The 19,580-nt window shown below is 49.6% G+C and carries 12 protein-coding genes; 10 read left to right on the forward strand and 2 right to left on the reverse strand.

Annotation, left to right across the window (positions count from 1 at the left end):
• The first annotated feature begins 256 nt into the window (after window positions 1-256).
• Window positions 257-1,276: a DNA polymerase III subunit delta gene (holA, locus tag L6442_RS09740; protein ID WP_212978628.1), complete on the forward strand. Its 1,020-nt coding sequence runs from the start codon at window positions 257-259 to the stop codon at window positions 1,274-1,276.
• A 451-nt stretch (window positions 1,277-1,727) separates the two neighbouring features.
• Window positions 1,728-8,420 carry a S8 family serine peptidase gene (locus L6442_RS09745; protein ID WP_212978627.1) on the forward strand — a complete coding sequence of 2,231 codons (6,693 nt, stop codon included), beginning with the start codon at window positions 1,728-1,730 and terminating at the stop codon, window positions 8,418-8,420.
• A gap of 159 nt (window positions 8,421-8,579) precedes the next feature.
• Here L6442_RS09745 and L6442_RS09750 read toward each other — a convergent pair whose 3' ends face one another.
• Both L6442_RS09750 and rpsT read right to left on the reverse strand, forming a co-directional pair.
• A complete protein-coding gene (locus L6442_RS09750) occupies window positions 8,580-9,794 on the reverse strand; it encodes an MFS transporter (RefSeq protein ID WP_194232790.1) in 1,215 nt (404 codons plus the stop codon).
• A gap of 141 nt (window positions 9,795-9,935) precedes the next feature.
• On the reverse strand, window positions 9,936-10,208 hold the full coding sequence (gene rpsT / locus L6442_RS09755; protein WP_194232789.1) for a 30S ribosomal protein S20: 273 nt from the start codon (window positions 10,206-10,208) through the stop codon (window positions 9,936-9,938).
• A gap of 196 nt (window positions 10,209-10,404) precedes the next feature.
• Between rpsT and gpr the strand changes: the two genes are divergently transcribed.
• From gpr to L6442_RS09795, 8 genes are all read left to right on the forward strand, one after another.
• On the forward strand, window positions 10,405-11,406 hold the full coding sequence (gene gpr / locus L6442_RS09760; protein ID WP_194230107.1) for a GPR endopeptidase: 1,002 nt from the start codon (window positions 10,405-10,407) through the stop codon (window positions 11,404-11,406).
• 165 nt (window positions 11,407-11,571) lie between these two features.
• Window positions 11,572-12,903 carry a stage II sporulation protein P gene (locus tag L6442_RS09765; protein WP_212978626.1) on the forward strand — a complete coding sequence of 444 codons (1,332 nt, stop codon included), beginning with the start codon at window positions 11,572-11,574 and terminating at the stop codon, window positions 12,901-12,903.
• Window positions 12,904-12,935: 32 nt separating this feature from the next.
• Window positions 12,936-13,319: a hypothetical protein gene (locus L6442_RS09770; protein WP_212978625.1), complete on the forward strand. Its 384-nt coding sequence runs from the start codon at window positions 12,936-12,938 to the stop codon at window positions 13,317-13,319.
• Window positions 13,320-13,403: 84 nt separating this feature from the next.
• On the forward strand, window positions 13,404-15,221 hold the full coding sequence (lepA, locus tag L6442_RS09775) for a translation elongation factor 4 (protein ID WP_212978624.1): 1,818 nt from the start codon (window positions 13,404-13,406) through the stop codon (window positions 15,219-15,221).
• A 77-nt stretch (window positions 15,222-15,298) separates the two neighbouring features.
• Window positions 15,299-16,504, forward strand: a complete 1,206-nt coding sequence (gene hemW / locus L6442_RS09780) for a radical SAM family heme chaperone HemW (protein WP_212978623.1) — start codon at window positions 15,299-15,301, stop codon at window positions 16,502-16,504.
• Window positions 16,505-16,630: 126 nt separating this feature from the next.
• On the forward strand, window positions 16,631-17,098 hold the full coding sequence (locus L6442_RS09785) for an N-acetyltransferase (RefSeq protein WP_212978622.1): 468 nt from the start codon (window positions 16,631-16,633) through the stop codon (window positions 17,096-17,098).
• A gap of 217 nt (window positions 17,099-17,315) precedes the next feature.
• Window positions 17,316-17,834, forward strand: a complete 519-nt coding sequence (locus L6442_RS09790) for an RNA polymerase sigma factor (RefSeq protein WP_212978621.1) — start codon at window positions 17,316-17,318, stop codon at window positions 17,832-17,834.
• Complete coding sequence (locus tag L6442_RS09795) at window positions 17,818-19,485, forward strand: DUF4179 domain-containing protein (RefSeq protein WP_212978620.1); 1,668 nt, start codon at window positions 17,818-17,820, stop codon at window positions 19,483-19,485. Before L6442_RS09790 ends, L6442_RS09795 begins: the two co-directional genes overlap by 17 nt.
• The last annotated feature ends 95 nt before the right edge of the window (window positions 19,486-19,580 follow it).

The raw sequence follows: 19,580 nt of genomic DNA on the forward strand, positions 1-19,580 counted from the left end.
TGCAGTTTGCACATTTTCGGGAGATATGGAATAGGATAATACGGTTAGAGTTGAACCAGAATCGTCGTATGACCACTGGCGGCAAAGTTTCTAGAGCTTTGCGGGTGCCGGTGTTTATCATAGATGAGCTGGGACAGAAAGGCCTTCCTTGCCGGGAGGCCTTTCTGTTTGGTTTGCCCCGCTGGCGATTTTTGATAATATATAAAAGTGCAGGCCCAATTGAGCAGGGCTACATAGATGAAAAGGGGGCCTAAGCATGGACGTGAAAGCCGCAATCAAGGCGGTCAAGCAGGGCCAAATCTCGCCAGTCTATTTGCTGTACGGAACGGAAAAATACCAAATGAACGAATTTGTCTCCTTGCTTGTGGAACAAACGATTTCCAAGGAAGAGCGCGATTTTGCTTTGGTTCATTACGATCTGGCTGAAACGCCGCTGCAGGAAGTTATTGAAGAAGCAGAGATGCTGCCTTTTATGGTGCCGCGCAAACTGATTCTGGTTCAGGATGCCGCCGTGTTCACGGCAGGCAAAGACTATGCCAAGGTGGAACACCGCGTAGAGTCGCTGCTTGAATATATGAAAAATCCGGCCGAATACAGCGTGCTTGTATTTATGGTCAATCAAGAAAAACTTGATGAGCGTAAAAAAGTAGTAAAAGCTATTAAAAGCGATGGCATGCTGCTGTCGTTTATGCCGCTTGGCAGTGAGGATCTATTGAAATGGGTTGGCAAAAAAGCCAAAGAACATGGTTGTGCGCTGGAGGAAGGGGCTGCCGAAATCATTATTCGCAATGCCGGAACACAGCTGCAAACCTTGGCTGCTGAAATCGACAAACTTTGCCTCTATGCTGGCCGGGGCGGAGTAATCCGCGCTGAAACGGCGGACCAATTGATTGCACGCAGCATGGAACAAAATGTGTTCGCCCTCGTAGAGGATATTGCGAATCTGCGGATTGACCGGGCGCTCGCGATTTTTTACGAGCTGCTAAAGCAGAAGGAAGAGCCGATCAAGATCGCTGCCCTAATCGCCAGACAATTCCGCATCATTCTTCAAGTCAAGGATTTGGCTGGTCAAAGCTATTCCCAGCACCAAATCGCCTCCCAGCTTGGGCTTCATCCCTATGCGGTCAAAATTGCCGGGGAACAAGCCCGGAAATTTCAGGCTGCGCAGCTCAAACAGATTTTAAGCAGACTGGGCACTTTGGATTATGAAATGAAAACAGGCGCAATTGATAAAGTGCTCGGACTGGAGCTTTTCCTGCTCAAATTGGCGGCTTGATAAAAATCTATTTGATGAAGCATTTATGAAGCAGCCCTTGCTTCTGTGTAAGCAGAAATAAGGGCTGTTTTATGGTTTATAAGAACGACTTCGCAAAGAAAAATAATCATGTCCTGCGAATGGGGAGAAAAGTCCGGAACCGAATTTTGGTTTCCGGGCTTTTTTAGCAGTATAGAATTTATAAGTTTTTTTGGGGGTCCCCGCAAAGTATTTGGAATAAGCATCGAAGCATAGGCTCCACTTTGTGGGGTTATTTTGGTGCTAAGAAAGCATTAGCAATGCTTAAGGGACTTCCTTCCTAGTATCTATACTAAACGGTAAAAATTTTTTGTTGAATTTGCATTAATGCAAAACTATTGTATTAGGGAAACAGATATGATAGATTACAAATGGTTCGAAAAAAAAGCAGATTTCAGATTGCTAGAATTCAGACAGTAGGAGGATAACAATTTTGTACGGTAAATCGTGGATTCAGAAATTGGTGTTGGCTTTATTCGTTTTTATTTTTACCATCACATCGCCGGCATTGACATTTGCCGCCAGGGATGAAGGGATGGAGTCCGCGGCGGCGCCCGCATTCTCCGGCAGTATAGAGGCGGACAGCTATCGGATTGATCCCCGAATCATCGAAGAGTTTCAAAGTAAGAACTATGTGACCTATATTGTAAAAATGGCAGAGCAGTCGGATGTGAATTCAATCTCCCGGAATGCGCTGCAGTGGTCGTCGTTGAAAGGAGAATCATCAGCAAAGCAAAAAAGAACGGTTCGCAATTTCATCGTGAACTCGCTGATGGATACGGCGGAGCAGACGCAATCCGGAATTACGCAGGAACTTGAACAGATGGAAGCTTCCGGATTGGTGCGGGATTTCCATCCGTTTTATATTGTCAACGCGATTGCGGTTACAAGTACTAAGGATGCGATGGAGAAACTGGCCAAACGTCCCGAGGTAGAAAAATTGGTACCAAACAATACATATAAGCTTCAATCCGCTCCGGAACCGAAGTCGTCTTTAAGCGGTGCGGCACAAGCCGGGGCGGGAAAAGAAGTTCCATGGAATCTGCGCAACATCAGTGCGGAGCAGGCCTGGAAGCTTGGCTTTGACGGGGCTGGAGTCGTTGTAGCCAACATGGACTCCGGAGTGGATGGCAGCCATCCGGCGCTTAAGCAAAAGTGGAGAGGGCTCGGTAGCCCGAATCCCGAGCTAAGCTGGTACGACGCCACCATCGCAACGACAAAGTTCCCAACGGATGGAAATGGCCACGGCACGCATGTCATGGGAACGATGGTTGGCTCCGAAGAGGACGGGAGCAACAAGATCGGCGTGGCTCCGAGAGCTCAGTGGATTGCGGCCCGGGTGTTCGACTCGAGCGGCGAAACGAGCGACGATGCCCTGATCAAGGCAGGAGAATGGATTCTCGCTCCAACCGACAAGCAGGGTAACAAACATCCGGATATGGCGCCGGATGTTGTCAACAATTCATGGGGAAATGTTCCGGCAGGAAAAAACGAATTTTTCCAGGATATCGTCAAAGCATGGATTGCCGCAGACATCTTTCCGGCATTTTCTGCGGGCAATACGAAGCCGCCCGAAAACAACGGAGGTTCGGGTTCGATTACGGCACCCGGAAACTACCCTGAGTCTTTTGCTACGGGAGCGGTGGATATCAACAACTGTTTGGCGAATTTTTCGCTGCAGGGGCCTACTCCTTACGGGCAAATGAAACCGGAAGTGGTTGCGCCCGGCGTCAATATCCGGTCGGCAGTTCCCGGGGGCGAATATGCGCTGATGAACGGAACGTCGATGGCCAGCCCGCATACGGCAGGGGTTGCGGCGCTGATCAAGCAGGCTAATCCGGCGTTAAAAGTAAATGAAATAGCGCGAATTTTGAAAAATACCGCCGACTCATTGACGGATCAGGGATTCCCGCAGACGCCGAATAATGGCTACGGATGGGGTATCATTAATGCTCTTAGCGCGGTATCCAGCCAAAAGCAAGGTTTGGGAAGCGTTACCGGGCAGGTTACGATCGATGGAACCGATACCGGCAGCCCGACCATTGAGCATGAGCCGGTTGAATTGGTGTTCAACATATTGGAAAAAGAAATGTTTGCACGGGTCAAAGACGATGTCAGTGTAGACTCCGTAGAATTATATGTACGCGAGAAGGGAAAGGATCAGTGGAACAAACATGTGATGCTCCGTACTTCCGGCAGCCATCAGAATGGCGTGTACGAGGGCGGCATTCCAGTTGACGAACTTTCGCTTAATGGAATTGAATATTATATTAAAGCGACTGATTTTAGCGGCAACGCCACTCAGACGGACATTTATCCGGTAAGAGTATCGAAAGGCGTCAAGATCGGTTATACGCAGGATTTTGAAACCTCGATCGAAGGATTCGGCTTTAGCGATACATCAGGGGTGTGGCAATGGGGAGTGCCTACCAGCGGGCCCAAAAAGGCTTTTTCGGGCACGAAGGTCATGGCAACCGTACTGGATGGCAATTACCCGAATGGCGCCAATACCTACTTCGAAATGCCCGTGATCGATTTAACGGATAATGAGCATGCGGTGCTTTCATTTACGCACTGGTACAAGCTCGGCGATTGGTGGAATGCATCATATGATCTGGCAGAGGTGTTTATTGGCGGGAAGAAATCGAATTTCCAGTTCGAAAGGGTAAAAACATATCGGATGAGCAGCACCAAATGGACGACGGAATACATCGATCTTTCCCCGTATAAAGGGGATCAGATTTATGTTGTCTTTAACCTGCGGGGAGATTACGGCAGTGACGAGGGCTGGTACATTGACGATATTAAAATACAAAGCCCGGATCCTGATCTTCCCGTGGCTCCGAAAATTAAAGTGAGAAGCAATTCTCCAGGCAGAGTGATCCTCGACTTTGACAAAGAACCATCCGGCAAGCTGAAAGAATATGTGATTTACCGCAAATCGGAGCCGGACGGGGAATTTAAGGAAATCGGCACTACCAATTCCTATAATTACAGAGATGAACCGCAGCCGCAAAAAGGAACGTATTATTACGCGGTTAAAGCCCGTACGGTAAGCCAGACGATGAGCGAGTTTTCGAATGTCGTATCCTGGACGTTTACGGGTGGCAAGGAAATTTTTGGCGATGACTTTGAAGGACCGGACAAGGGATGGACTCTCGATGGCTTAGGCGAGGAATGGGAGCGAGGCATTCCGCATCCAACGAAGGGACCGAAAAAAGCCGTCTCCGGACAAAATGTTTGGGGAACAAATCTGAGGGGCCCATATGGTGGCAAAGTGAATCAGAGTCTGATTTCACCGGAAATCGATTTGACTGAGGCGAAACATGCATCGCTTTATTTCCAACAGTGGCATGAGATTGATGATGGAGATCAAGGCGCCGTTGAAGTGAGCAAGGATAACGGGAAGACATGGAAATCGCTTGCCGTATATCCGAAGCGGGAATACGACGTAAATCATCCGAATAGGTTCTGGTATTTGGAGGAACTGAGTCTCGATGATTATGCAGGGGAAAAGATCAAGTTCCGTTTCCGCTTTGAAAGTAAGAACGACTCGACTGACTTCGGATGGTACATTGATGATGTGGAGGTTCGGGAAACACCACCGGTAATGAACAGAATCAGTTCGGTCTCTTCATTGGCGGGCAAGTCGAAAGACACGCGCAGCTTAGAAGATAGTCATTCCCGATTGGAGCCGGAAGAGACGGATCCGCTGCCAACGTTGGATACGCTAAAGGCGGCAAAACGGGAAGCCTTCGTCCATGGAATTCCGGTCCAGCCATCTGCGCTGCAAAGCGTAAGTTCATCCGGCCTGCCGATTATGGCTGACGTCACCATGCTGGAAACCAAGCGAACGACCCGCTCCGACGCGGGAACCGGACGCTATACGCTGAAACATCCTCCCGGAGAGTATACGCTTCAGGTTGAAGCATACGGTTATAAAACCGAGAAGAGAACAGTGAACATAGAAGAAAACCGCCCCTTTACGGCGGATGTTCATTTGACGCCGCTTGCCAAAGGCAAGCTTACAGGGAAGGTGACCAATATCGCAACCGGGAAACCGGTCGCAAACGCGTCCGTCAGACTGATGAATGATGCGCAAGTTGCTCCGGCTGTGACAAACAGCGAAGGAGAATTTGAACTTGAAGCGTATGAAGGGGACTATCAGCTGTCGATTTCTGCCTTGAATTATTTGACGGTCGAACATCATGTTTCGATGAAGGGAAATGGCACGGTGACTGGCTCTTACGAACTTCATGGTTTTAACGGCGAGACTTCGGACGAGCTTTATTATGATGATGGGGTTACCGATAATGCCAAAGCTCTGCCTCTCTCCGGCGATGCCTACGCGGTTCGGATGACTACCAACGGACCTGCGCAGGTGACGGGAGCGCGCTTCTTATTCTGGAGCCAAGGTTGGCCGAACCCCGGAGGAGACAGATTCAAATATGCCGTTTACGATGCAAACGGGCCGGATGGACTTCCAGGGAAACTGGTAGCCGGACCATATGAAGGGAAGGCGAACCGTAACGGCGATTGGACAGACGTAGTGATCCATAACCCGGTTATTTTCAACGGCGATTTCTATGTGGCCTATATTCAAGAAGGCGTGATGCCGAATGTTCCCGGGATGTCCATGACGAAGACGGAAGGTAAATCCGGACGTTCATGGAAGCAAATCCAAGGAACATGGAGAAAAGCGGGCAGCGACGACGGCGATTATATGATCCGGGCGAAAGTCGCCAACGTCACGGAAGAGCCAGTGATTACCGAACCTGTTTCCGGAACCGATGTTCACGATGCAGAAGTAACAGTGAAAGGTACTTATCCGACAGACGGTACGACGATCCAATTGTATCGCGGGGACGTTCTCGCGGGCTCAGGGGTCGTGGAGAAAGGAAGATTTGCGATTCCGCTTGTTCTGGAACGGGGAGAGAATCAACTTTTTGCGGTCGCGGAAGCAGATGGACAAGCTACGAGTAAGTCCGCGATCATTACCGTGAACTACATTGTTCCAGCACAAGAAGGAGGGATTCAATCGATCGCCGTCACTCCGGGCGAAGTGACATTAAAAGAAGGTGAGCAGTCAACGCTGCAAGTGACAGCTAACGTGAAAAACGAAAATGGCGATATCGTTCAAATGCCGCTCAAAGACGGTCTTAAGTTCGCGTCTTCGGATAATCAAATTGCAAACGTGGATGAAACAGGACGCGTGACGGGAATCAGCGAGGGTACGGCGGTCATCACAGTTACCTACCAGCAATGGAGCGCGCAAGCAACCATCCATGTTGAAAACGAAGGCGGGCAGCCTGCTGAAGGAGAGGTTCAATCCATCACCGTCGATCCGGACGAAGTGACATTAAAAGAAAGTGAGCAGTCAACGCTGCAAGTGACAGCTAATGTGAAAAACGAAAATGGCGATATCGTTCAAATGCCGCTCAAAGACGGTCTTGAGTTCGCGTCTTCGGATAATCAAATTGCAAACGTGGATGAAACAGGACGCGTAACGGGAATCAGTGAGGGTACGGCGGTCATCACAGTCACCTACCAGCAATGGAGCGTGCAAGCAACCATCCATGTTGAAAGCGAAGGCGGGCAGCCTGCTGAAGGAGAACTTCAATCCATAACGGTACATCCCGATCAGCTTAAGCTTTACGTTGGCGATGCAGAATCGCTTACCGTTACGGCATTAGTGAATAAAAATGGAGAAATTCAAAAGGTGCCTGTAACAAACCAGCTGCTGTTTGCATCGTCGGACGATCGCATTGCGAAAGTTGATCGACAGGGGCAGGTATCGGGACTCAGCGAAGGCATCGTCGAAATTACCGTGGTTTATAAGGATAAGCAAGCAGTCTCCAGAGTAGTTGTTCAGAAGAGACATACCGAACCGACCGAACCGACCGAACCGTCGACGCCGCCTGGGGGCGATTCGGGCAATACTGGAGGTTCAGGTAATACAGGTAGTTCGGGAAGTACGGGCGGTTCAAACAGCTCAACCGCTGCAAGCGGTTCGAATAACCCGGCAGCTGCCGGAAAGGAAACTAAAGTTCCGGTAAAAGCTGATGGGAAGGCATTTATTTTGTCGGAGCAAGCTCTGTACGGGTCCGGGAAAAAATCGGCCATTGCAGAATTGCAGCCGGAGTGGGTTGATGCACAGCTATCGGGAACCGTTAAAGAGCCGGTCAAGCTGGATTTGACGAAAATAAACTTCGGCGATTATGAACATGTAGGTATTAAAATGAATCCGCCGGAAGCGAAAAAAATTCAAAAATCCGGTAGGGCATTTCATATCGAGGGCGACCATTTCTCGTTGACGATTCCGGAGGAGGCTTTCGTTGACTTCATGACGGACGCTGGTTTCCAATTGAAGATAGCAGCTCAAGCTGCTGCGGAACATCGATCAGGGGCGCGGGCAGGATCGAAATCGGCTGGCGGACGAGAAGTGTCAGGACGGGTAATGTTCAGCAATCCAAGCGGCAAATTGACACATTCGGTTAATCTACGGCTGAATCTTGATTCCGCTTTGGCAAAAGATCCGCGAAAAGCAGCCACGTATATGCTGGACAGCAAGGGACAATGGATTGTTGCAGGCATATCGCTTCATTCCGATCAAAGTCTTTCATTGCAAGTTAAACAGCCAGGGACGTTTGTCTTGCAGGAATTTGCACCGACCTTTGCCGATATCGCAACCCACTGGGGACGGGATGAAATCGAAGTGCTTGCGGCGCAGCATATTTTGAAGGGGACAAGCGAAGGAGTGTTTACGCCGAATGCTCCGGTCACACGGGCCCAATTCATGACCATGTTGGACCGTTTAACAGGTGATCAACCGGAGGGTACGGACCGATTCAGCATGCCGGGTGGGCAGGAGGCGCTAACCCGTGCAGAAATGGCAAGCCTGCTTGTGCAGCGGATTACCGAAGATCAAATTCCTGCCTCGATCCAACTGGATTTCAAAGATCAGGATAAGCTGACGGCTGCCGAAAAATCATCGGTTGCTTACGCAGTCGAAAAAGGTTGGGTCCAGGGAATGGACGGAAATCGATTTGGCGGCGACCAGACTTCCAACCGTGCGCAAGTGGCAGCCATACTGTATCGTTATATGAAATCGGTAAACAAGATATAGCAAAATGAAGCGGTAAAAGATATTGTTTGATGTAGGGTTCAATAGTAACGAATAGGAAACTCCGCCCAGTCATAGGGCGGAGTTGTTGTTTTTGTGCTTAACGCTTTGGCGACTGCTTATTGTTACGCCAAATGTATCTAAAGGGGCAAAGAAACCACTTTAGTGATTTAACGTTCTAGAGGATGACGGCGTATCCGTCTGATGACTGAAACGCTGGGACCAGAAGGCCAGCCCCATTGTCAGCAGCAGCAGAATGCCCGTTACCCAAAATACGGTATGAATGCTGAACACGCCGCTGATGGCGCCACCTGCGAGCGGGCCGAGCATGCCGCCGAGCTGGTTTGAGGTTTGGCTCAGGCTAAACGCTCTACCGCGGAATTCGCTTGCGGTTGCACGCACAACCAGGCCATTAAGAGCCGGAAAAACAGCGCAGAAGAAGCAGCCATACAAAAATCTGACGATGGAAAACGCCCAGATGTTATGAAACGGAATCTGCAGCAGAGAACCGACGCCGCCGGCAAATAGCCCGATCAAGAGCACTTTCTGAAAACCGATTTTATCGGCAAGTTTGCCCCAGCGCGGGGCAAAGATGATGCTGGCGATGCCGACCAAAGAAAAGATGACTCCGGCCAGAATCGAAGCGTTGGAGGCTGAATGTCCGAACCCTACAATATACAGCGGCAGTACCGGCTCGATGGTCATGACGGAAAACTGCGTAAACATGGTCAAAATCAGCACGACAACAAGCAGTTTATTTTGTGCCGCCACTTTGATTGTATTAAATACGGAGACCCGTTCTTTGCCCGGAACGAATTTTTCTTCTTTTACGTACAAGATGACCAGTATGGTCGCAAGGAGACAAAGCACGCCCGCGCTGGCAAAGGCCATTCGATTGCTAAAGAGCTTAGCCAGAACGCCGCCGATCAGCGGACCCATGATGCTCCCGGTCGCCGTGGCGGTCGACATGGTGGAAAGGGCATATCCGACTTTATGTTCCGGCGTATTGGTGCCCACAATGGCAATCGCCCCGGGGATAAAACCCGAGAGCAGACCTTGCAGAAGCCGCAAAATAAGCAGCTGCACCGGACTGGTGACAAAGGAAGTAAGGATATAAATGACGCATAACACGAAGCCGGCGCGAATGATCATCGCTTTGCGGCCGTATTTGTCGCCGACCGACCCCCAAAACGGAGATGAGATCGCACCGGCCAAAAACGCGCTGCTGAACAGCAGGCCGGACCACATTTCAACGTTTTCGGTGACACCGATTTGGATCAAAAAGATGGGGAGAAACGGCACCACCATCGAGAAGCTTGAAGATACGATCAAAGAACCGAACCATAACACCCATAAGTTTTTCTTCCAGATTTCCATTGCCTTTCGCCAACCTCCTGACTTGTGATGTGGGCTTTTGCAATAAAAATGTATGTACGAGACATTGAATCAAAAAGTCCTGACCAGCTTTATCGGCTGTTCAGGACTTTTCATTTTTTTTCATCGTATGGATAGCGCATCTTATGCTTGTGCATTCAGAGCGTTAAGTTTTTTCGCCAAGCGGGATTTCTTACGGCTCGCTGCGTTTTTGTGTACGAGACCTTTGCTTACAGCTTTGTCCAGCTTACGGGAAGCGGCTTGTACTGCAGCTTTTGCAGCTTCAACTTCAGTATTTACCAGCGCAGTATCGGCAGCTTTAATAGCTGTACGAAGCGCAGACTTTTGGGAAGCATTAAGCGCACGGCGTTTGTCGTTCGTTTTTACGCGTTTAACGGCGGATTTAATGTTTGGCATTGCATTCACCTCCTGTAAGGCATTCGAATAACTCGAAATGATTCACAACTTAAAATAGTTTAGCATGGGGGTCCACAAAAAGCAATACTTAAAGAGGTTGTTCAAAAAGTCCGCTTTTGATAAGAAAACCAATTGAATAATTGAAGCGGGCCTCCCGCACACTATAAAGAAGAAGGAAAAGGAGGTTGATTGTGAGATGGAGTTGGATTTGCGACAATATTCCGTGCGTACGGATCTGGCGGTTGATTCAAGAGAACTTGCCGCGAAGCAGTATCCGGATTCGATTCCCGGAGTGGATGAAGAGGTTTCGGAGAAGGACGGGATCAAGATCACCCGGCTCAATGTACAGACTGATGAGGGCTCCCAGGCAATCGGCCGCATCAAAGGGCATTATGTCACTCTGGAGGTGCCGGGGCTTCGCAACGGCGATACAAGTTTGCAGGAACGGGTATCGGAAGCTTTTGCAAGGGAGTTTGAAGATTTTTTGACGCTGATTGGCATTCAAAAGAAAGACACCGTGCTTATCGTCGGTTTAGGCAACTGGAATGTGACGCCGGACTCGCTTGGTCCGCTTGTGGTGGAAAATGTGCTGGTTACCCGCCAATATTTTGAACTGATGCCGGATCAGGTTGCCCCGGGCTACCGCCAGATCAGCGCGATTGCGCCGGGCGTGCTTGGCATTACTGGAATCGAATCCAGCGAAATCGTTCAAGGCATCGTGGAGCGGACCAAGCCGGATCTGATTATCGCCATTGACGCTTTGGCATCGCGTTCGCTGGAACGTGTAAACACGACGATTCAAATCGCGGACATCGGCATCCATCCGGGATCGGGAATCGGCAACAAGCGGCGCGGATTAACCAAAGAGGTGCTTGGCGTGCCCTGCATCGCCATCGGTGTGCCGACGGTCTGCTATGCGTCTACGATCGTAAACAACGTTATGGAAATGATGAAGAAACATTTTGGCGGGGATCAGAACCAGACGCGAGAAATTATGGGGCTGCTCGACAGCATTTCCGAAAACGAACGGCTGGCGCTTGTGAAGGAAGTTCTTGAGCCCCTTGGTCATGATCTGATCGTGACGCCAAAAGAAATCGATGAATTCATAGAAGATATCGCCAACATCGTGGCCAGCGGCTTGAATGCCTCCCTGCATGATGCCGTGGATCCCGGTAATTCCGGCGCATACACGCATTAATCGAAGCCCGAGTCCCGCGTTATTGATGAAATCTATAAAACTCTTCAAGGAAGCCTGCAAATCTATCGCGGCTTTCTTTTTTTGTGGAAACATACCAGTTTTGGTTCTAGCGAATCTCTTTTGCTCATAGTTTTGAAGTATAAGAGAGTTCAGGAGGACGACACTATGAAGAGAACTGGCTTTCAGCTGTGGAATATCGGCAAATGGAGAGCAAAAATGATGCATATGCTTTCCATGGGGCGCACATTTTTGCTGTTGGTATTAGGGTCGTTGGTATTTTTTGTCACGCTTGGTCTCGGCGGAATGGCGGAACACCGGTTGAATTCATCGCCCGTTTCTTCCATGAAGGGGTTTGCGGCTTCACTATCCAGCAAATTTTTCATAGACATGCTAGGTATGGAACTGCCTCATATGCAAAAAGAAAAAGGAGAATCGACGTTTTCGGGTGAAAAAATGACTTCCTTCGTATTTCAAATGCTGACAAGCGTCAATCCGCGCGATCCCAAGAGTCTGATGGCCAAAGAAATGCCGGGAATGGGAACGACGGATCCGGTACTGATTAGAACCGCAGCAGGCAATCAAAATTTGGATCCCCCCGAGGACTATCACCTTCCGCTCGAACCGGAGGAGAAAAACGGTCACAACCCCGCTGCCGATCAGCCGCAGGAATCTAACAAAGCTTCTGTGAAGGAGCCTGAACCTGGGCCCAAAAAGGAACCGGGCAACCAGGAAAGCGGCAAGTCAAGAAACGGCAAATCGGCCCCTGAAGAATCTGGTAAACCGGAGAAGCCTGCGGTGAAGCCGACAAGCAGGAAGGTTGTCATGATCTATCATTCTCATCCGCGGGAAGCTTATAATCCGCTGCTTGGCAAAACCAGCAATAATCCCAGTTCCGCATCTCCTTCGAAAAACGTCATGCTTGTCGGCAAATATATGGCCAATAAACTGGAAAAGCTGGGGGTAGGAACGATTCATTCGGAGAAGGATTATGCGACGGCCGTGGATGACTATAATTACAATTTTTCATATAAATATTCCCGCCAGACAATTAAAGCAGCTCTTTCGCAGCATAACGGACTGGATTATCTTATCGATATCCACCGCGATTCGCAAAAACATGCCAAGACGACAACGGTGATCAACGGAGCGAGTTATGCCCAGGTATTTTTTATCATCGGCCATGAAAATAAAAATTGGCGTAAAAACGAAGCTTTCGCCAACGCCATACATGCGGAGTTGGAGAAGTCTTATCCGGGAATATCACGGGGAATTTGGGGTAAAACTTCTTCTCAAGGCAATGGCGAATATAATCAATCCCTTTCCGGAAACAGCATATTAATTGAGGTCGGCGGAATAGATAGCACTAACGAGGAGTTAAAGCGGACGGCTGAGCTGTTGGGACAAATTATCGGGGATTTGTATTACAAAGATCAAAAGGCCGAGAAGGCGAATACGGACAAGCCTGGATCTGCGGTGAAGGCAGGCTCCAATAGTTGATATGAAAATGTAGTGGAAAGGGAGGGGCCGGAATGTCGAAATGGGTCAAAAGGATATGGATGGTAGGTATATGGGCAGGAATCGGCGTACTGATCGGGATGCAGCTGGCCGGCTCCGGCGGCTCTCCGGACTCCGGAAAGAAAGCGGTGTATGCGGAACAACGGGCGGTGCCTGCATATGCGAACCAAGTACCGGCGCCGCGCAAAAGCTCGAATCACTTCAAAGTGCAGGAAGAGCAGCCGGATCAGGTGGAAGTGCAGGATAGCCGCATGCAAACGCCTGAGCAGATACTGGCGCCCAATACCGGCAAACCATCGGTGGATGTGCTCGCGGACAAGACGGCCGGTCTGCTTCAGAATCTGTCCCAGAAAGGAATCCGGCTTGTTGTATCCCTGTTCGACTCCATTACCGAGTAACTCCAGTACGAGTGGGATTGCCCGCCTTTATTTCAACTGCTATAATAAATTGATTGACACATCAGGCTGTTTTGGGGGTAGGGCATGACAGACGTACAAGCTAGGCAAAAGAAAATTAGGAATTTCTGCATTATTGCACATATAGACCATGGCAAATCAACGCTTGCCGACCGGATTCTGGAGTACACGGGGGCGCTGACTTCCCGGGAAATGCAGGATCAAGTGCTTGATCAAATGGATCTGGAACGCGAACGCGGCATTACGATTAAATTGCAGGCCGTACATCTAACATACAAGGCGGATGACGGCGAAGAGTATCTTTTGAACCTGATCGACACGCCAGGGCACGTCGACTTTACCTATGAGGTATCGCGAAGCCTTGCGGCTTGCGAAGGGGCGCTGCTGGTCGTGGACGCCGCTCAGGGGATTGAAGCGCAAACGCTCGCCAACGTGTATCTTGCACTCGACAACGACCTGGAGATTATTCCGGTTATCAACAAAATCGACCTGCCGAGCGCCGATCCGGATCGCGTCAAGCAGGAAATCGAAGACGTGATCGGCCTCGATGCCAGCGAAGCGGTTCTTGCTTCAGCCAAGGCGGGCATCGGGATTAAAGAGATACTTGAACAGATCGTCAAGCAGGTTCCGCCTCCGACGGGAGAATCGGAAGAGCCGCTGAAAGCTCTTATTTTCGACTCGCATTATGACCCGTACAAGGGCGTTATCGTATACGTGCGCGTCATCAACGGCAGCATCAAAGCCGGATCGAAAATCAAAATGATGGCGACGGGCAAAACGTTTGAGGTTATCGAGGTTGGCGCGTTCAAGCCGCGGATGACGATCGTGGATGAGCTTAAGGTCGGGGACGTTGGTTTTATCGTGGCCGGGATCAAGCATGTCGGCGATACTCGGGTCGGCGATACCGTCACGGACGCCAAAAACCCGACGCCGGAACCGCTGCCGGGCTACCGGAAAATCAATCCGATGGTATATTGCGGCTTGTATCCGATCGAAACGTCGGAATACAATGATTTGCGCGAAGCGCTCGAGAAGCTGCAGCTGAACGACGCGTCGCTCAGTTTCGAACCGGAAACCTCCAGCGCGCTCGGATTCGGTTTCCGCTGCGGATTCCTCGGTCTCCTGCATATGGAGATCATTCAGGAACGCATCGAACGGGAGTTTAACATTCCGCTGATTACGACGGCTCCGAGCGTTATTTACCGCGTTACGCTGACCAACGGCGAAGTGGTGGAAATCGATAACCCGTCCAACTATCCGGAAGTCGGCAAAATCGATTCGGTCGAGGAACCATACGTCAAAGCGGCGATCATCGTTCCGAACGATTACGTAGGTACGGTCATGGAGCTGTGCCAGGGCAAACGCGGCGAATTCGTCAATATGGAATACCTGGACACCACCCGCGTCACGATTACGTACGAAATACCGCTGTCGGAAATCGTATATGATTTCTTCGATCAGTTGAAGTCCGGAACGAAAGGTTATGCTTCGTTTGACTACGAGATGTCGGGTTACCGCCATTCCAATCTCGTGAAGATGGATATTTTGCTGAACGGCGAGCAGGTCGACGCTTTGTCGTTTATCGTGCATCGGGACCGCGCTTACCAGCGTGGACGGATCATTTGCGAGAAGCTGCGCGAGCTGATTCCGCGCCAAATGTTCGAGGTGCCGATCCAGGCATCCGTCGGTACGAAGGTTGTTGCACGCGAAACCGTCAAAGCGATGCGCAAAAACGTGCTTGCAAAATGTTACGGCGGCGATATCTCGCGTAAGCGGAAGCTGCTTGAGAAGCAGAAGGAAGGCAAAAAACGCATGAAGCAGGTCGGCAGCGTGGAAGTGCCGCAGGAAGCGTTTATGGCCGTTCTGAAAATCGACGACAATTAAAACCGCCATGTTATAAACAACAAAGCAATAGCCCCACCTCGTGGGGTTATTTCATATTTTAGGAGGGGAATGAACACATGACAAACATCAAACCGCATTCGGGCGAGGCCGCAGCGCTTCAGGGAGAACGTAAACCGCAAGCGGTCTATATTCATATTCCCTTTTGCACCAACAAGTGCTTTTATTGTGATTTCAACTCTTACGTGCTGAAAAATCAGCCGGTGATGGAATATTTGCAGGGTCTTGAACGGGAAATGGAACGTACGGTACAAGAGGTTCCCCCAGGCGAGATCAAAACTATTTTTGTAGGCGGCGGCACGCCGACCGTTTTGAAGCCGGATGAGATGGCCTATTTTTTGAAGACGGTGCGCACCTATTTTCCGGATTGGTCGGATGAAATTGAATTTTCCATGGAAGCGAACCCGGGAACAACGGATTTGGAAAAGCTTTCGGTTATGCGCGAGGGCGGGGTCAACCGCGTTAGTTTCGGCGTTCAGTCATTCAACAACGGGCTGCTGGAGCGAATCGGGCGGATCCACGACACGGATGACGTCTATCAGAGTCTGGAAAATGCCCGCAAAGCCGGCTTTGACAACATGTCGATCGACCTGATGTTCGGCCTGCCGAATCAAACGGTCGAAATGCTGGCAGAGAGCGTGGACAGGGCGCTGGAGCTTAACCTTCCTCATTATTCCATCTACAGTCTTAAGGTGGAAGAGAATACGCTTTTCCATACGATGTATAAAAAAAACCAGCTTCCGCTTCCTAGTGAGGACGAAGAGCTGCAGATGTACCTGCTCCTGATGGATCGGATGAAAAAGGCCGGTTACGAGCAGTATGAAATCAGCAATTTTGCCAAACCCGGTTTCCACAGCCGCCACAATATGGCTTATTGGTTGAACGAGGATTATTACGGGCTAGGGGCTGGAGCACATGGATATATGGCTCGTCAGCGTCATATGAATATCAAGGGGGTTAATCCGTATACGGAAGCGACGAAGGAAGGATTGCCTCGGCACGAAACCTTTGTTGTTCCCAAAGAGGAAGCCATGGAGGACTTTATGATGGTAGGCTTGCGGGTGCTCAGCGGGGTTTCCGAGCAGCACTTCAAGGAACAGTTTGGTCTATCGATCGAGGACGTTTTTGCTAAGCCGCTGCATAAAATGCTGGATGCTGGACTTCTGGATAAAACGGAGGCAGGTTACAGGCTCAGCGAAAAAGGGCTTCTGTTTGGGAACGACGTGTTTGGCGAATTTATAGGCTCCATCACATTAAAAGAATAGCTTGCACTTCTATGCGTGTTGTTGTATATTTATTCATATTATCGAACAGCGACGTGTAGAGGATGCGCAAAATTTTCCAGGCGACAGCTTGTTTTGCATCATCCTCGGGGTAGGAGGAGGAGTAAAATGCCGGCTGTAGTCACATGCAGAGTTGCGGTCCCGGAGGATATCGAGCCGCTTTTTCAGATGATCGATGGATATGCGAAACAGGGGATCATGCTGCCCCGGTCCCGCAAGGTGCTCGAAAAGCAGCTGGACCAATTCGTGGTAGCGGAAATGGACGGCATCGTCATCGGCTGCGGTTCGCTTTGCCGCTTGGGCAGCGATTTGGTTGAAATCCGCTCCTTGGGCATTCAAGACGGACACAAAGGGCTTGGAATCGGCTCCATGCTCGTAAGCAAATTGACGGAGGAAGCGAAGCGCCAAGGGATTCCCAAAATCATGGCATTAACGTATGAAGTATCCTTTTTCGTCAAAAACGGCTTTTCCGTGGTGGAGAAGGAGATTTTCCCCGAAAAGGTATGGACGGATTGCGTGAACTGCAGCAAGCAGTCCTGCTGTGACGAAATCGCCGTGCTTAAAACGCTCGATTAGCTTATGCCTATATATTATAGAAGCAACCACTTTCCAAACCGGCTTCCGGGCCGCAGGAAAGTGGTTTTTTGTTTACAAAAGGCGGTCTGTCAACCGCGAAATGCATCGGTATAATAGTTTTAATACGTGTTGAACAACCTCTTTAAGAGGAAAAGTGAACGGTTGCCTGCTGTTATCAGTCATATAGTCAAGAAAGCAGCAAGGGAGGTGGAGTTAAGTGAATGATCGCGAGCTGTTTGAAACCTACAAAAGCCAGGTTTACCATCTTTGCTATTATATGATGCAAAATCGTTCGGACGCCGAGGATCTGTGCCAGGAGGTTTTCGTAAAAGCCATCCTTGCCGACAGATCGCAAGTCCGCGACCTGAAGTCATGGCTGCTCCGGATCGCTTCGAATGAATGCAACAGCGTGCTCAGAAGGCGCAAAAACGGCTGGGCCAAAGAGCTGAGCGCATATTTGCTCACGCGGCCCGGTCCATCCAACCCTGTTGAGGAAAACATGGATCAGCAGGAAATCAGAATGGAATTTGAACGGATGTACGGCAAGCTGCCGGATAAAATCCGGATGGTGGTCACGCTTCGATACGTCAATGACATGACGGTGCCGGAAATCGCGGATGTCATCAACATTCCGGAAGGAACGGTAAAATCGCGGCTCAACAGGGGAATCAAACTGCTGAAAAAAATGACAGGATTAAAGAAAAAGGAGATGATTGGAAATGAGTCGGTTTTATGAAAATGAGATAAAGGAAAATATCCCAACTCCACCAAGGCCGGATTATGACGAGATGTGGCTGTGGATCGACGGTGAAGCTGCCAAACGGCGGGCTGCTGGCGTGGTGCAAGCAGCTCCGCCCGCAAGAAGCCGGAAGAAGTTCATTCCAGCCGCCATCGTATTTTCATGCTTTATGGTTGCAGCCGTTCCCGTATTTGCAGGAGTTACATTCGATTGGGGCAAACTTTACGGGGGACAGAGCGTAACGAATGCGCTGAATAACGGCCTCGGCCAGCGTTACGATCTTGATGTGGCGAGCAAAGGCGTCACGATGAGCCTCAAAGGGGTCGTTACGGACGGAGAGAAAATGAAGCTGCTGGTGGCGGTGGATACGGCTCTGAAGCCCGATGAATACGACGCGGTTGAATTCGATCACGTTGTGATCAAAGAAGATAACGGGAAAGAACAACCTGTGAACGGATACTTGAGCTACGATGAAAAAAGCGGAAAGCTGCTTGGTATTTATGAGACGAAAGACACCTTAAAAAACAGCGAAAAAAACTATACTTTGGAAGCCGGGAACCTTGTGTACCTTAAAAACAAGGATGTCGTATTGAAAGAGGCTCTAAAGGGGGGGCGGACCGTTTCCACGGGTGAGACTCTCTATTCTTCCATTGACATCAAGTCGGTGACTGAGTCCAAGAAGGGCTTGGCTGTGCGGTATAACGTAACCACAACGAACGAAAAAGACGGTGGGCATTATGATCCGCATTTGACGGTGATGTCTAACGGCAAACAGAGCCGTGGGGCCACGACTCAGCTTCCTCCCGAAGGTGCAGGCGTACTTATGGAACAATTATTCGGCAATATGACCGAAAAAGAGTGGGATGCCGCCGAAGTCCGTTTCAATTATATGAAGGAAACGGAGCGGATTGCGGGGAAATGGTCCTTCCATTTTAAAGCGGACGGCAAAAAGGCTAGCGAAGCCCTTTATTCACAGCCGCTGCAAACGAGCAGTGAATTTAAGGACAAAGCAGCTATGTCTTTGGAGCGCCTGACGGTTACGCCGCTTGAGATCATCGTCAACATTAAAGAGATTGAAACTGCGACGAACGGCACGTTAAATGCTAAGTTTGCGACAGTTAGCTATAATGATGTACGGTTGAAGATCGGAGATCAGGAAATTAAAGGCTCTTTTTGGATAAAAGGGGATTCTCCGGATAACTATGAAAATGTATTTTCTTTCCAATCGCCGGAATGGTATAAAGATTGGTCCAAGGTTCCGATGAAGCTGATTTTGCGGGAACCAGTCGTGCATGCGCGGGATACAACGGCCAACTGGCTGAAACTGAACCAACCTACAGCGGAAAAACAGTCTGTGGATATGGATATGAATCCGTTTAAGATTCACTTCACTTATTATATGGATGGGAAAGACCTTGTCGTCGAATCCGATTCGGATTCCGAAAACTTCAAGGGCATCAGCCAAACGATGATTCGTGTCGATGGCGAAGGGCTTTATCCTAAACCTTCGTCAAGAGGACCCAACGCGCCTGTCAAAAATATTGAAAGATATCCCGATTTCAACATGAAGGAATCGCTTGAAATCAATCCGGGATTCTACCAATATTATGATTCGGCCCGGGCTGTCGAAATTACGCTGCAACAATAGCAAATCCGGCCTATACCCATACCGAACTGACTTGACAATGCTCAGGTCAGTTTGGTATTTTTGTATTAGTGGTTAGCACTCATTAGAGTCGAGTG

This window comes from Paenibacillus azoreducens, assembly GCF_021654775.1.
Lineage (GTDB): Bacteria > Bacillota > Bacilli > Paenibacillales > Paenibacillaceae > Paenibacillus_AQ > Paenibacillus_AQ azoreducens.

Coding starts and splice junctions, on each gene's coding strand:
- holA (WP_212978628.1), top strand. CDS start 257: ATGGACGTGAAAGCCGCAATCAAGGCGGTCAAGCAGGGCCAAATCTCG.
- L6442_RS09750 (WP_194232790.1), bottom strand. CDS start 9,794: ATGGAAATCTGGAAGAAAAACTTATGGGTGTTATGGTTCGGTTCTTTG.
- rpsT (WP_194232789.1), bottom strand. CDS start 10,208: ATGCCAAACATTAAATCCGCCGTTAAACGCGTAAAAACGAACGACAAA.
- gpr (WP_194230107.1), top strand. CDS start 10,405: ATGGAGTTGGATTTGCGACAATATTCCGTGCGTACGGATCTGGCGGTT.
- L6442_RS09765 (WP_212978626.1), top strand. CDS start 11,572: ATGAAGAGAACTGGCTTTCAGCTGTGGAATATCGGCAAATGGAGAGCA.
- L6442_RS09770 (WP_212978625.1), top strand. CDS start 12,936: ATGTCGAAATGGGTCAAAAGGATATGGATGGTAGGTATATGGGCAGGA.
- lepA (WP_212978624.1), top strand. CDS start 13,404: ATGACAGACGTACAAGCTAGGCAAAAGAAAATTAGGAATTTCTGCATT.
- hemW (WP_212978623.1), top strand. CDS start 15,299: ATGACAAACATCAAACCGCATTCGGGCGAGGCCGCAGCGCTTCAGGGA.
- L6442_RS09785 (WP_212978622.1), top strand. CDS start 16,631: ATGCCGGCTGTAGTCACATGCAGAGTTGCGGTCCCGGAGGATATCGAG.
- L6442_RS09795 (WP_212978620.1), top strand. CDS start 17,818: ATGAGTCGGTTTTATGAAAATGAGATAAAGGAAAATATCCCAACTCCA.